The sequence below is a fragment of the Glutamicibacter sp. BSL13 genome (genome assembly GCF_052928425.1).
This window is the reverse complement of record NZ_JAVGCZ010000034.1, coordinates 1-13,760: the sequence shown is the minus strand read 5'-3', so window position 1 is coordinate 13,760 and position 13,760 is coordinate 1. Positions and strand designations below refer to the sequence as shown.

At 67.1% G+C, this 13,760-nt stretch carries 11 protein-coding genes; 9 read left to right on the top strand and 2 right to left on the bottom strand.

Translation table 11 applies throughout. The annotated features are described in order from the left end of the window. The first annotated feature begins 24 nt into the window (after positions 1-24). From ruvA to RCJ92_RS08215, 6 genes are all read left to right on the top strand, one after another. Entirely contained in the window at positions 25-645 is a 621-nt protein-coding gene (gene ruvA / locus RCJ92_RS08240; protein ID WP_138174128.1) for a Holliday junction branch migration protein RuvA, read from the top strand. Between the two features lie 21 nt (positions 646-666). Continuing rightward, positions 667-1,716, top strand: a complete 1,050-nt coding sequence (gene ruvB, locus RCJ92_RS08235) for a Holliday junction branch migration DNA helicase RuvB (RefSeq protein WP_138174126.1) — start codon at positions 667-669, stop codon at positions 1,714-1,716. Positions 1,717-1,855: 139 nt separating this feature from the next. Beyond that, positions 1,856-2,236, top strand: coding sequence for a preprotein translocase subunit YajC (gene yajC, locus RCJ92_RS08230; protein ID WP_446754292.1), 381 nt, complete (start codon positions 1,856-1,858; stop codon positions 2,234-2,236). Between the two features lie 58 nt (positions 2,237-2,294). Beyond that, positions 2,295-3,992, top strand: coding sequence for a protein translocase subunit SecD (gene secD, locus RCJ92_RS08225; protein WP_446754291.1), 1,698 nt, complete (start codon positions 2,295-2,297; stop codon positions 3,990-3,992). Continuing rightward, positions 3,985-4,956: a protein translocase subunit SecF gene (gene secF / locus RCJ92_RS08220; RefSeq protein ID WP_138926264.1), complete on the top strand. Its 972-nt coding sequence runs from the start codon at positions 3,985-3,987 to the stop codon at positions 4,954-4,956. The genes secD and secF overlap by 8 nt, the downstream gene beginning before the upstream one ends. Positions 4,957-5,183: 227 nt before the next feature. Further along, positions 5,184-7,448: a RelA/SpoT family protein gene (locus RCJ92_RS08215; RefSeq protein ID WP_138174118.1), complete on the top strand. Its 2,265-nt coding sequence runs from the start codon at positions 5,184-5,186 to the stop codon at positions 7,446-7,448. Positions 7,449-7,488: 40 nt separating this feature from the next. On the opposite strand, the gene RCJ92_RS08210 is transcribed toward RCJ92_RS08215, so the two are convergent. Next, entirely contained in the window at positions 7,489-8,094 is a 606-nt protein-coding gene (locus RCJ92_RS08210) for a hypothetical protein (protein WP_138174116.1), read from the bottom strand. Positions 8,095-8,256: 162 nt separating this feature from the next. Beyond that, entirely contained in the window at positions 8,257-9,651 is a 1,395-nt protein-coding gene (locus tag RCJ92_RS08205; protein WP_446754290.1) for a DUF349 domain-containing protein, read from the bottom strand. A gap of 142 nt (positions 9,652-9,793) precedes the next feature. Here RCJ92_RS08205 and hisS point away from each other — a divergent pair, with 142 nt between their 5' ends. From hisS to RCJ92_RS08190, 3 genes are all read left to right on the top strand, one after another. Beyond that, positions 9,794-11,122 (top strand): histidine--tRNA ligase, encoded by a 1,329-nt coding sequence (gene hisS, locus RCJ92_RS08200; protein WP_446754289.1) that lies wholly within the window; start codon positions 9,794-9,796, stop codon positions 11,120-11,122. 110 nt (positions 11,123-11,232) lie between these two features. Continuing rightward, positions 11,233-13,035, top strand: coding sequence for an aspartate--tRNA ligase (gene aspS, locus RCJ92_RS08195; RefSeq protein WP_446754288.1), 1,803 nt, complete (start codon positions 11,233-11,235; stop codon positions 13,033-13,035). A 169-nt stretch (positions 13,036-13,204) separates the two neighbouring features. Continuing rightward, positions 13,205-13,760: hypothetical protein (locus RCJ92_RS08190; protein WP_446754287.1), on the top strand; the 556-nt coding region annotated here is incomplete at its 3' end.

Here is a 13,760-nt window from a genome sequence, read left to right as displayed (position 1 = left end):
CGAAAAGGTATGCAAAGGAGTGGCATGATCAGCTCACTGTCCGGCCGGGTTGAGGCCGTGGCCCTGAACAACGCGGTCATCAACGTCAACGGGTTCGGGATGCTCATCAACGCCACCCCCCAAACGCTCTCGGGCCTGCAGGTCGGCAGCCAGGCCACCGTCTACACCTCCCTGGTGGTCCGTGAGGACTCGATGACCCTCTACGGCTTCGCCTCGGCCGAGGAGCGCGAGGTCTTCGAGGTGCTCACCTCCGTGTCCGGGATCGGCCCGCGCACCGGATTGGCGATCCTGGCCGTGCACAGCCCCGAGCAGGTGCGCGTGGCGGCCAACACGAAGGACACCGCCGCGTTCACCAAGGTCTCGGGCATCGGCCCCAAGGGCGCCAGCCGGATCGTGCTGGAGCTGAACGGCAAACTGGTGCCAACCGGCGCGGCCGCGGCCAACGGCGCCGCACCGGGCACCGCCGGGGTGTGGGAACCGCAGGTCATCGAGGCGCTCACCGGCCTGGGCTGGACCGAGAAGGACGCTAAGAACACCCTGGGCAAGCTGGCCAAGGCCTCCCCGGAAATCGTGGAAACCGGCAACGTGCCCGAAATCCTGCGCGCGGCCCTGCGCAGCATGTCCACCGGCGCCCGCGCCCGATAGGAATACAGCTAGGAACATGGCGTGAATGATTCCACCAAACTCACCGACGCCTCCAGCGGTGCCGAGGAGCGCACCCTGGAGGCGGCACTGCGCCCGCGCAACTTCGACGACTTCGTCGGCCAGTCGCGGGTGCGCCAGCAGCTGTCCATGGTGCTGGAGGCCGCCCGCATCCGCGAACGCACCGCCGACCACGTACTGCTCTCCGGCCCCCCGGGGCTGGGCAAGACCACCTTGTCGATGATCATCGCCTCGGAAATGAACGCCCCGCTGCGCATCTCCTCCGGCCCGGCCATCCAGCACGCCGGGGATTTGGCCGCGATCCTCTCCTCGCTGACAGAGGGGGAGGTGCTGTTCCTGGACGAGATCCACCGCATGTCCCGCCCGGCCGAGGAAATGCTGTACATGGCCATGGAGGACTTCCGCGTGGACATCATCGTGGGCAAGGGGGCCGGGGCCACCTCCATTCCGCTGGAGCTGCCGCCGTTCACCCTGGTCGGGGCCACCACCCGCGCCGGGCTGCTGCCCGGGCCGCTGCGCGACCGGTTCGGGTTCACCGGGCACCTGGAGTTCTACGCGGTCGACGAACTGGAACTGGTGCTGCGCCGCTCGGCGATGATGTTGGATTTGGCCGTCACCTCCACCGCGTTCACCGAAATCGCCTCCCGCTCGCGCGGCACCCCGCGCATCGCCAACCGGCTGCTGCGCCGGGTGCGGGACTGGGCGCTGGTCAACCGCCTGGAGCAGATCGACCAGCGGGCCGCGGCCGCGGCACTGGACATGTACGAGGTCGACGTCAAGGGCCTGGACCGGCTGGACCGCTCCGTGCTGCAGGCCCTGTGCCAGAAGTTCGGCGGGGGACCGGTGGGCCTGTCCACCCTGGCGATCGCGGTGGGGGAGGAAACCGAAACGGTGGAAACCGTGGCAGAACCCTACCTGGTGCGTGAGGGACTGATGGGACGCACCCCGCGCGGACGCATCGCAATGCCCGAAGCCTGGGAGCACCTGGGCCTGGCCGTGCCGAAGGACGCCCTGTTCGCCGGGGCGCAAAACTATGAATCCGATGAGGATTAGTCCTCTGCAGGCGTAAATGTGTTACCCCGCAGGCTTCAGCGACTAGACTGAAGTGGCCCGTGCCATGACCGCGAAACCGCGGGATGCCGGGCCACACGCTCTTTTTGTCGATTTGTTAGCAGGTATATTCGTGTACTCCGTGACGTTTGCACAGGCCGCCGCGGGCGGTTTCAACCCTTCGATGATCCTGATGGTCGGACTGTTCGCCGTGCTGATCATCATGATGATCCGTGGACGCAAAAAGGTCAGCAAGCAGCAGGAGACGCTGAAGGAGAGGACCGTTCCCGGCGCCAAGGTGATGACCAACTCCGGGATCTTCGGCACCGTGGTGCGCATCGACGAGCAGGACCGGGTTGAGCTGGAGGTCGCCCCGGGCACCGTGCTGACCGTGCACCGCCAGGCCATCGCCCAGTTCATCGAGCCCGAGGTGCAGACCGAGGCCCCGGCCGCCGGCACCGAGACCGCGGAAGAGACCCTGCGTCGCCTGGACGACGAGGGCAAGGACGAGCGCAACGCCTAATCCCCTTGGCCCCGTTTTGTGGGCTCACCGAAGTCTCCTCGATGAGAAAGCACTCTAGATGTCATCAATTGGACCTGTAAAACAGGCGCACCGGGCGTTGATCTGGCTGCTGGCGTTGACGATCATCGCCACCGGCATCCTTGTCGCCGGCGTCGCCACCGGCAAGACCAGCTTCGCCCCCAAACTCGCACTGGACCTGGAAGGCGGCACCCAGATGATCCTGGCCCCGCGGGTCCAGGGCGATGAAAGCATCGACCAGGACCAGCTGGAGCAGGCGGTGGAGATCATCCGCCAGCGCGTGGACGGCAGCGGCGTCTCCGAGGCGGAGATCACCACCCAGTCCGGCAGCAACGTGGTCGTCTCGATGCCCGGCGTGCCGGACACCAAGACCCGCGAACTGATCCAGGCCTCGGCCAACATGGAGTTCCGCCCGGTGCTGATCACCGGCGCCTTTGAGGCCACCCCGAAGGAAGAACGCACCCCGGAGGCGGAGATCCCCAAGCCTGAGGGCAAGCCGGAGAACGCCTCGGACACCAACTGGATCAGCCCGCAGCTCTACAAGGACTTCGAGGCCTACGACTGCCCCAGCGAGCTGGACAAGCGCGAATCGACCACCCACGACCCGGATGAGCCGATGATTTCGTGCGACCCCCGGATGGGCGCGAAGTACATCCTGGGCCCGGTGGAAATCCCCGGCCAGGACATCTCCGACGCCTACGCGCAGATGACCCGCGGCGCACAGGGCGCGGTGACCGGCGACTGGGCCGTGGTCATCGAGTTCAACAGCGAAGGCACCAAGACCTTCTCGGACACCACCCAGCGTCTGGTCTCGCTGCAGGGTTCGCGCAACCAGTTCGCGATCGTGCTGGATGGCACCGTGATCTCCGCGCCGACCACCAACGCCGTCATCAGCGACGGGCGCCCGCAGATCACCGGCGGCTTCACCGAGGAGTCCGCCCAGGCGCTGGCCGAGCAGCTGAAGTACGGTGCACTGCCAATCAGCTTCGAGATCCAGTCCGAACAGCAGATCTCCGCCACCCTGGGCGCTGATCAGCTGCGCGGCGGGTTGATCGCCGGCGTCATCGGCCTGGTGCTGGTGTTCATCTACTCGCTCTTCCAGTACCGCGCCCTGGGTCTGGTCACCATCCTGTCGCTGCTGGCCTCCGGTGTGCTGACCTACCTGGCGCTGCTGCTGCTGGGCTGGACGATGAACTACCGGCTCTCGCTGGCCGGCGTGGCCGGCTTGATCGTGGCGATCGGCTTGATCGCCGACTCGTTCATCGTCTACTTCGAACGCGTGCGCGATGAGCTGCGCGAGGGCCGTCCGTTGGCGGGGGCCATCGACGTGGGCTGGGGACGGGCCCGGCGCACCATCCTGGTCTCCAAGGCCGTGAACCTGCTGGCCGCGGTGGTGCTGTACATCGTGGCAGTGGGCAACGTGCGCGGCTTCGCGTTCACCCTGGGCCTGACCGCGGTGATCGACCTGATCATCGTCTACGGGCTGACCCACCCGCTACTGGTGGTGCTCTCGCGCACCAAGTTCTTCGCCGAGGGCCACCGCTGGTCCGGGCTGGACCCGTCCCTGCTGGGCGCGGTGCCGCTGTACCGCGGGGCCGGGCAGGTCCGCCGGTTCAACGAGAACGTCACCACGGCGCGCGGCAAGAGGAACACCAAGGCCGCCGCCGAGGCCACCCGCAGGATGACGATCGCCGAACGCCGGGCCGCCGAAGCGAACCGGGAGGAGAACAATGAATAAGCTCGCTCAATGGGGCAACGAACTCTACACCGGCAAGCGCTCCTACCCGTTCGTGGCCAAGCGCAAGCTGTGGTTCTCCATCGCCGCCGTGCTGATGGTGCTCTCCATCCTGGTGCCCGTGGTCAAGGGCGGGTTCAACCTGGGCATCGACTTCCGCGGTGGTTCGGAGTTCACCGTCTCGGCGGTGCAGAACACCGACGTGAAGCTCGGGGAGGACGCGGTCTCCGCCGCCGTCCCGGGCCAGGAGGCGACGGTAACCAACATCGCCCCGGGCACCATCCGGGTGCAGACCGACCGGCTCAGCGATGACCAGACCCTGGCCATCGGCGGGCAGCTGGCCGAGGCCTACGGGGTGAACGCGGACCACGTGACCAGCACGTTCATCGGCCCCACCTGGGGCCAGGACGTCTCACGCCAGGCCCTGTTCGGGCTGGTCGCGTTCGTGGTGCTGGTGACGCTGCTGATGGCCGCGTACTTCCGCACCTGGAAGATGTCGATCGCCGCGGTGATCGGGCTGATGACCGTGATCGTGGTGACCGCCGGGATCTACGGGCTCTCGGGCTTTGAGATCACCCCGAGCGCGATCATCGGCTTCCTGACCATCATGAGCTACTGCCTCTATGACACGGTGGTGGTCTTCGACAAGGTCCGGGAAAACACGCTGAACTTCGCCAAGGAGGACCAGCGCACCTTCAACGAGCTGGTGAACCTGGCGGTGAACCAGACCCTGGTGCGTTCGATCAACACCTCGGTGGTGGCGGTGCTGCCGGTCGCGGCGATCCTGTTCATCGGCTCCTACCTGCTGGGTGCCGGTACGCTCAAGGACCTGTCGCTGGCGCTGTTCATCGGCCTGATCGTCTCGGCGCTGTCTACGCTGTTCGTGCAGGCCCCGATGTACTCCTGGCTGCGGCGCAACGAGCCCGACGTCATCGCCCAGCGCGAACGGGTGCTGGCCTCCCGCTAACCCTGCACCCGTAAGAAACGCCGCCGATTCGCATGAATCGGCGGCGTTTCGGGTTTCCAGGCAAGGGGAGCATAATTAGTTGTCACCGCGCGAACGTGCTATAAACAATGGATTAAGCACAACGTGTCACGCCGGTGCAAGACCCCGCACTGGCGCACTCGCGGTTAACCACCTGCCGGCCGGACGCTTCCCGGGCAGGGCCGCTACCGGACGGGAAGGAGTTGGGCATGGCATCAGCTAACCTCAACAATTCAAGGCGACGTTCCATCTCACGTCTGGTGCGCTTCCCGGGCCGGGGCACCACCGCGAACACCTCACCGACCCTGGAACCGCTGCTGCGCACGGTCAAGTCCAAGCACCCCAAGGCGGACCTGGACCTGCTGGTGCGCGCCTACCAGGTCGCCGAGAAATACCACGAGGGCCAGAAACGCAAGAGCGGGGACCCGTACATCACCCACCCGGTGGCGGTGGCCACCATCCTGGCCGAAATGGGCATGACCGGGGCGATCCTGGCCGCGGCGCTGCTGCACGACACGGTGGAGGACACCGACTACTCCCTGGAGCAGGTCACCAAGGACTTCTCCGAGGAAATCGCGATGCTGGTCGACGGGGTCACCAAGCTGGACAAGGTCACCTATGGGGAGGCCGCCCCGGCCGAGACGGTGCGCAAGATGGTCATCGCCATGTCCCGCGACATCCGGGTGCTGCTGATCAAGCTGGCCGACCGGCTGCACAACGCGCGCACCTGGCGCTACGTCTCCCCGGAGTCCAGCTCGCGCAAGGCGAAGGAAACCCTGGAGATCTTCGCCCCGCTGGCCCACCGGCTGGGCATGAACACCGTGAAGTGGGAGCTGGAGGACCTCTCCTTCGCCGCGCTGCACCCCAAGGTGTACCAGGAGATCGTGCGGATGGTGGGGGACCGCACCCCGGAGCGGGAGAAGTACCTGGGCAACGTGCGCGCCATGCTGGCCAACGAGCTGACCACCCAGGGCATCCAGGCCGAGGTCTCGGGCCGTCCGAAGCACTACTACTCGATCTACCAGAAGATGATCGTGCGCGGCAAGGACTTCGATGACATCCACGACCTGATGGGTGTGCGCATCCTGGTGGACTCGGTCAAGGACTGCTATGGGGCGCTGGGCGTGGTGCACACCGAGTGGAACCCGCTGCCGGGCCGCTTCAAGGACTACATCGCGATGCCCAAGCTGAACCTCTACCAGTCGCTGCACACCACGGTGATGGGCCCGGACGGCAAGCCGGTGGAGATCCAGATCCGCACCCACCAGATGCACGTGCGCGCCGAATACGGTGTGGCCGCCCACTTCCAGTACAAGCACGGCAACGCCGACAACTCCGCGCTCTCACCCGAGCAGAACATGGACTGGCTGCGTTCGCTCATGGAGTGGCAGGCCGACACCGAGGACTCCGAGGAGTTCCTGGACGGGCTGCGCTATTCGATCTCCTCCAACGAGGTCTACGTCTTCACCCCCAAGGGCGACATCATGTCGCTGCCGGCCGGCTCCACCCCGGTGGACTTCGCCTACTCGGTGCACACCGACGTCGGGCACCGCACCATCGGCTCCCGGGTCAACGGCAAACTCGTGCCGCTGCACACCGAGCTGAAGCAGGGTGACGTGGTGGAGGTGTTCACCTCCAAGGCCGAGGGGGCCGGACCCTCCCAGGACTGGCAGAACTTCGTGCAGTCCGCCCGCGCCAAGGCCAAGATCCGCCAGTTCTTCTCCAAGGAACGGCGTGAGGAGGCCATCGAGAAGGGCAAGGAGCTGCTGACCAAGGAGCTGCGGCGCAACCAGCTGCCGCTGCAGAAGATGATGACCCACGAGCTGCTTACCGCGGTGGCCACCGGGCTGCACCACCAGGACATCTCGGCGCTCTACCAGTCGGTGGGCGACGGGCACACCAGCGCCCAGAACGTCATCGAGCACCTCACCGCGCTGATCGGCCCGCCGGAGTCCGAGCAGGTGGAGGAGGAGGCCCCGGTCGCCCCCGTGGTCTCCAAACCCACCACCGGGAACGACGCCGGCGTGGTGGTCGAGGGGCTGGGCGATGTGCTGGTCAAGCTGGCCCGCTGCTGCTCACCGGTCCCACCGGATGAGATCACCGGGTTCGTCACCCGCGGCTCGGGAATCTCCGTGCACCGCTCCGACTGCCTGAACCTGGCGCAGCTGAAGGAGCAGACTGACCGGATCGTGGCGGTGTCCTGGGCGGACAAGCATTCGGGGGTGTTCCGGGTGGAGATCATCGTGGAGGCGCTGGACCGCAAGTCGCTGCTTTCCGACGTCACCCGGATCCTGGCCGAAAACCACCTGAGCATCCTCTCGGCCAGCGTGCAGACCACGCGGGAGCGGGTGGCGATCTCCCGCTTCTCCTTCGAAATGGGCGACCCGAAGTTCCTCACCCACGTGCTGAACCAGGTGCGGCGCATCGACGGGGTGTACGACGTGTACCGCACCACCGCCAGCTCCCGGCGCTAAAGGGCCCCGCCACGGGCCGCCGCAGCCCACACCCCAGCCCTCAGGCGGCCTGGGGCTGCATCGACTCCACCAGGCGCAGCCCGCGCTGCACCGGGGAACTGCCCGGCATCCGGTTCAGGCGCTGCAGCACCGCCTGAAGGTGCAGGTACGGGTCCTGCAGGCGCTGGATGCGATCCAGCGCCTCGACCACGATCGGCAGCGGGTCGTGGCAGGCCATGTCGCACACGGTGCGCAGCAGGCTGGTCACCGGGACCGGGCCGCGCACCAGCACCTCATCGGGCTCCAGCTGCAGCTGCATGAACTCATAGGGCAACCCGAAACTGGAGGGCACCGGCCGGCGGTAGACCGGGCTGCTGATGCCCATGCTGGTCGGGGAGGGAACCAGGCCATGGATCCACCCGGCCGCGGAGCGGCAGAACACCTCCCCGGGCCGCAGCCGCCGCCCGGCGACAAAGTGGGCGATCTGCGCCCGAACGCTCGCGTCGTAGCGGTGGCTGACATCCAGGTAGTGCCCGGGCAGGGTTTCGCGCAAGTAGCCGCGTGAGACCATCGCCCCCAGCTCGTTGCGGGTAAAGGGCTGGCCGATAACGAACAGGTCTTCGGGAATGCGCAGCGCCGCGGGGCGCTGCCTAGTAGTTTTTTCCATGCTGCTACTGAAACAGATTGCCCGCCGCTGTGGCAGGTGAAGTGCCCGGCTGTGGATTACCGGTGCAGGCCAGCGCAGCGCGCCGGAAAGAACAAGGGGAGTAAACGCGAACCGCCCACCGCAGGTGCTGCCTGCGGTGGGCGGTTCAAGGCTGCTGGCTGCCTACTGGAAGTCGGCGGCCGACTTCTCCAGGGTGTTCAGCCACATGCGGCGGGCGTCCAGCGCCTCCTGGGCCGCGGCGATCTTCTTCTCGTTGCCCTTCTTCTTGGCCTGCTCCAGGTCCTCCTCCAGCTGGGCGATGGTGTCCTGCAGCTGGGAGAGCATCGAGTTGGAACGGGCCTTGGTTTCCGGGTTGGAACGGCGCCACTGCTCGTCCTCGGCGTTGCGCACCGCGTCCTCCACGTGGCGCAGCGCCGCCTCCACCCGCTGCAGGTCCCCGCGCGGCACCTTGCCGGCGGCTTCCCAGCGGTCGCGGATGGATTCCAGGGACTTCTTCGCGGCGTTCAGGTCCTTGATCGGCAGCAGTGCGCGGGCTTCCTCCAGCAGCGCCTCCTTGACCACCAGGTTCTCCCGGAAACTGGCGTCGACCTTCGCGTTCTGCTCGGCACGGGCCTGGAAGAACACGTCCTGCGCGGCGCGGAAGCGGCCCCACAGTGCGTCGTCGTCCTTGCGCGAGGCGCGGCGCGACTTCTTCCACTCGTCCATCAGCTTGCGGTACTCGGCGGCGGTGCTGGCCCAGTCGGTGGAATTCTGCAGCGCCTCGGCGCGCTCGATCAGCGCCTCCTTGACCTTCTTCGCCTCGGCGTTCTGCGCATCAAGCTGCGAGAAGTAGGCGCGGCGGTGGCGGTCAAAGGTGGTGCGGGCGGCACGGAAGCGCTTCCACAGCGCGTCCTCGGTGGAGCGCGGCAGGCGCACGGAGGAGCGCTGGGCTTCCTTCCACGCGTCGAACAGGCCGTTCATGGTCTGCGAGGCGGTCTTCCACTGGATCTGCTCCGGGTTCTTCCCCGCCAGCTCCTCGGCCTGCACGACGATGCCCTCACGGATCTTTTGCTGCTCGGCCCGGGCCTGCTCGGTGGCGCGGCGCTGCTCCTTGCCCAGGGCCTCCACGGCGGTGCGCAGGGTTTCCAGGCGGGTCTCCAGGGCGGCGATGTCGCCGACCATGGCGCGTTCGGAGACCAGGGCGGCGATGGAGTCGATGGTCTTGGCCATGTCGCCGCTGGGCGCCTTGGCCGCGACCCGCTGCTCGAGCAGCATCATCTGCGAGACCACGTCGTCGTACTTGCGCACGAAGTAGGCCAGCGCCTCATCCTCGGTGGCATCCGGGTACTGGCCCACCGGGTGTTCGGTGCCGTCGATGATGACGAACACGTGGCCGTCCTCGGTGACGCGGGCAAACTTGCGCGCCTCATCCAGGGGAGTGGAGTGGTCGGCCGGGGCCGGGGCCGCCGGGGCTACGGCGGGCTTGGCCGCGGGCGCACCGACAGGCTTCGCGGCGGGTGCCACGGCCTGCGGGGTCGGGGTTATCTGGTTGTCGTCGGATTTCTGACTGGTGGTCACCGCTGAAACTCTTTCACTAACTGAGCACTTGCTTCTAGTAACTCTACCCGTGGCCCCGCTTTCTTTGTAAGCGGATACGCGCAGTATTCTGTTCTATTGCGGCCTAAAATAGGACTTGGCCGCAAACGAACTAAGGAGTTTCATGGCACGCAAGGCCTCATTGTCCGGTTTTCCCGAATGGCTTCCCGCCGAACGCGTGGTTGAACAGCATGTGCTGGACACCCTGCGCCGGGTCTTCGAACTGCACGGTTTTGCGAACATCGAGACCCGTGCGGTCGAAACCCGGGCGCAGCTGCTGCGCAAGGGCGAGATCGACAAGGAGGTCTACGGCCTCTCCCGCCTGGCCGCGGACCCGGACGAGGAGAAGAACGACCCCAACGCGCTGGCCCTGCACTTCGACTTGACCGTGCCCTTCGCCCGCTACGTGGTGGAGAACGCCGGGCACCTGGCCTTCCCGTTCCGCCGCTACCAGATGCAGAAGGTCTGGCGCGGGGAACGCCCGCAGGACGGACGCTTCCGCGAGTTCACCCAGGCGGACATCGACGTGGTCGGCGACGGGTCGCTGCCGTTCAGCTACGACGTGGAGCTGGCGCTGACGATCGCCGATGCCCTCTCCGCGTTGCCGATCGGGGACTTCCGGCTGCGGGTGAACAACCGCAAGCTGGCCGAGGGCTTCTACCGCGGCCTGGGCCTGGAGGATCCGGACGCGGTGCTGCGGGCAATCGACAAGCTGGAGAAGATCGGGGCCGAGAAGGTCGCCGAAATCCTGACCACCGAGGTGGGCGCCACCGCGGCCCAGGCGCAGGCCGCCCTGGACCTGGCCGGGATCTGCACCTCGGACTCCTCCTTCGTTGAGCAGGTGCGCGCCCTGGGTGTGGAGCACGAGCTGCTGGAAACCGGGCTGGACGAGCTCTCCCAGGTGATTGCCGCCGCCTCCAAGCGCGCCCCGGGCAACGTCGTCGCCGACCTGTCCATCGCCCGCGGCCTGGATTACTACACCGGCACCGTGTACGAGACCGTGCTGGTGGGCCACGAGTCCCTGGGCTCGATCTGCTCCGGCGGACGCTACGAGTCGCTGGCCTCCAAGGGCAAGAAGACCTACCCGGGAGTGGGCCTGTCCATCGGGGTGACCCGCCTGGTTTCGCGCATCCTGGCCGAGGAGCTGGTCACCGCGGCCCGCTCGGTGCCGTCGGTGGTTTATGTGACCTTGGCCAACGACGATGCGTGGCACGAGGCCCAGGACGTGGCCGCGGCGCTGCGTGAGCGCGGGATCGCCTGCGAGGTGGCGGCCAGCGCCGAAAAGTTCGGCAAGCAGATCAAGTACGCTGATCGCCGCGGGATTCCCTTCGTGTGGTTCACCCACGCCGATGGCACCCACGAGGTGAAGGACATCCGCTCCGGCGAGCAGCTCAGCGCCGACCCGGCCACCTGGACCCCGCCGGCCGAGGACCTGACAAATGTTGTCAGCTAGCGCCGTGCACTAAACTCACACGTAGAAAACCCCACGGGTGGCTGGCGACAATATCCCCGCCGGCCACCCTGCTTCACAGGATTTCCCCTTTTTCGACTGAAAGGACCGTAGTGCTACGCACTCATCAGCTGGGCGAACTAAGCGCCGAGCACATTGGACAGCAGGTCACCCTCACCGGCTGGGTCGCACGTCGTCGCGATCACGGCGGTGTCGCGTTCCTGGATCTGCGCGACGCCTCGGGCATCGCCCAGGTCGTGGTGCGCGACGAGGAGGACTTCCACCCGCTGCGCAATGAGTTCGTGCTGAAGGTGACCGGTAAGGTCGAACGCCGCCCCGAGGGCAATGAGAACCCGGCCATCCCGACCGGTGAGATCGAAGTCCTGGCCGATGAGGTTGAGGTGCTGAACACCTCCGCGCCGCTGCCGTTCCAGATCGATGAGCACGTCGAGGTCGGCGAGGAGGCGCGTCTGCGCCACCGCTACCTTGACCTGCGCCGCCCGGGCCCGGCCAAGGCGCTGCGCCTGCGTTCGGAAGCGAACCGGATCGCCCGCAACCTGCTGCACGACCAGGGCTATGTGGAGATCGAAACCCCGACGCTGACCCGCTCCACCCCGGAAGGCGCCCGCGACTTCGTGGTCCCGGCCCGCCTGTCCCCGGGCAGCTGGTACGCGCTGCCGCAGTCCCCGCAGCTGTTCAAGCAGCTGCTGCAGGTCGGCGGCTTTGAGAAGTACTACCAGATCGCCCGCTGCTACCGCGATGAGGACTTCCGCGCGGACCGCCAGCCGGAGTTCACCCAGCTGGACATCGAGGCCTCGTTCGTCGAGGAAGACGACATCATCGCGCTGGGTGAGGCGCTGGTCAAGGAACTGTGGGCGCTGATCGACGTGCAGATCCCGACCCCGATCCGCCGCATGTCCTACGCCGAGGCGATGGCCAAGTACGGCAGCGACAAGCCGGACCTGCGTTTCGGCCTGGAGCTGAGCGAGATGACCGAGTACTTCGCCAACACCAGCTTCAAGGTGTTCCAGGCGGACTACGTCGGCGCCGTGGTCATGCCCGGCGGGGCCTCCCAGCCGCGCCGCACCCTGGATGCCTGGCAGGAATTCGCCAAGCAACGCGGCGCCAAGGGCCTGGCCTACGTGCTGATCAAGGAAGACGGGGAGCTGGCCGGCCCGGTGGCCAAGAACCTGTCCGATGAGGAGAAGGCGGGCCTGGCCGAGGCCACCGGCGCGAAGGCCGGGGACTGCATCTTCTTCTCCGCGGGGGACAAGGCCGATGCGCGCGCCCTGCTCGGCGCGGTGCGCGTGGAAATCGGTCACCGCACCGGCCTGATCAAGGACGGGGACTGGGCGTTCGTGTGGGTCGTGGACGCGCCGATGTTCGAGCCGGCCTCCGCCGCCGTGGCCTCCGGGGATGTGGCCGTGGGCGCCGGTGCCTGGACCGCGGTGCACCACGCCTTCACCAGCCCGAAGCCCGAGTTCATGGACACCTTCGACACCGACCCGGGTTCGGCCCTGTCTTACGCCTACGACATCGTCTGCAACGGCAACGAGATCGGCGGCGGTTCGATCCGTATCCACGACCGCGAGGTGCAGGAACGCGTCTTCAAGGTCATGGGCGTTTCCCAGGAGCAGGCGCAGACCCAGTTCGGCTTCCTGCTGGAGGGCTTCAAGTACGGCGCCCCGCCGCACGGCGGCATCGCCTTCGGCTGGGACCGCGTGCTGCAGCTGCTGACCGGTTCGGAGTCGATCCGCGACGTCATCGCCTTCCCGAAGACCGGTGGTGGCTTCGACCCGCTGACCGCCGCCCCGGCCCCGATCACCGCGCAGCAGCGCAAGGAAGCCGGTATTGACTTCAAGCCGGAGACCAAGCCGGAGAAGAAGAAGTCCGAGGAGCCCGGCGCCGCGAAGTAGCACCGCGCGCCAGGCAATGACCCGGGGCAGGTGCCGGTTCCAGCAGGAAACCGGCGCCTGCCCCGGGTTTTCCTGTCCCCGCACCTGCCCACCGGCTCCCGGGTGGAGGGCTGGCAATACTCCGAATTATCAACTAGGTTGGAAATTGACCTACTGAGGGAGAATGCCCGTGGCCCGCAAGATTCGACGCACCGCCAGCGATGCGGTGCTGGAGCAATGGCCCGCGGCCTACCGCGACTGGGTCAGCCAGTTCCACTTCCGGCTGGTGTGGGGCGGGTTGGATGACGCGCAGGCCGCCGCGGAGCTGGAGCGCCAGCTGCAGGCCGTACGCGACAGCGGTGAGGACCCCGCGGGACTGCTGGGGGAACCGAACCGGTTCGGGCAGCAGCGGGCTGCGAGCCTGCTGGATCAGACCCAGCGCCTGGAACGCGACCTGCCGGTCTTCCGGGGGAGCCAGCTGCTGCGGATCATCTCCTACCTGTGCTTCGGGCTGTTCGTGCTGGCCGCGGTGTTCCTGGGGTTCCGCGACGGTTGGCTGAACCACAGTTGGCAGCTGTGGCAGGGCTTGTGCTTCCTGGTTGTCCCGTGGTGTGCGGCGCTTGGCTTGTGGGGGTGGATCAGTTTCCGGATGGGCAGGCTGCGCACCGCCGCCGCCTGCTGGGCCGGTGCGGCGATCGCCCTGGTGACCTTTGGCTGGCTGGTCTCGGTGTTGGACACCGAGCGGG

Bases quoted from the DNA above. Each gene is read 5' to 3' on its own strand.
- ruvA (WP_138174128.1), top strand. From the start codon at position 25: ATGATCAGCTCACTGTCCGGCCGGGTTGAGGCCGTGGCCCTGAACAAC.
- secD (WP_446754291.1), top strand. From the start codon at position 2,295: ATGTCATCAATTGGACCTGTAAAACAGGCGCACCGGGCGTTGATCTGG.
- secF (WP_138926264.1), top strand. From the start codon at position 3,985: ATGAATAAGCTCGCTCAATGGGGCAACGAACTCTACACCGGCAAGCGC.
- RCJ92_RS08215 (WP_138174118.1), top strand. From the start codon at position 5,184: ATGGCATCAGCTAACCTCAACAATTCAAGGCGACGTTCCATCTCACGT.
- RCJ92_RS08210 (WP_138174116.1), bottom strand. From the start codon at position 8,094: ATGGAAAAAACTACTAGGCAGCGCCCCGCGGCGCTGCGCATTCCCGAA.
- hisS (WP_446754289.1), top strand. From the start codon at position 9,794: ATGGCACGCAAGGCCTCATTGTCCGGTTTTCCCGAATGGCTTCCCGCC.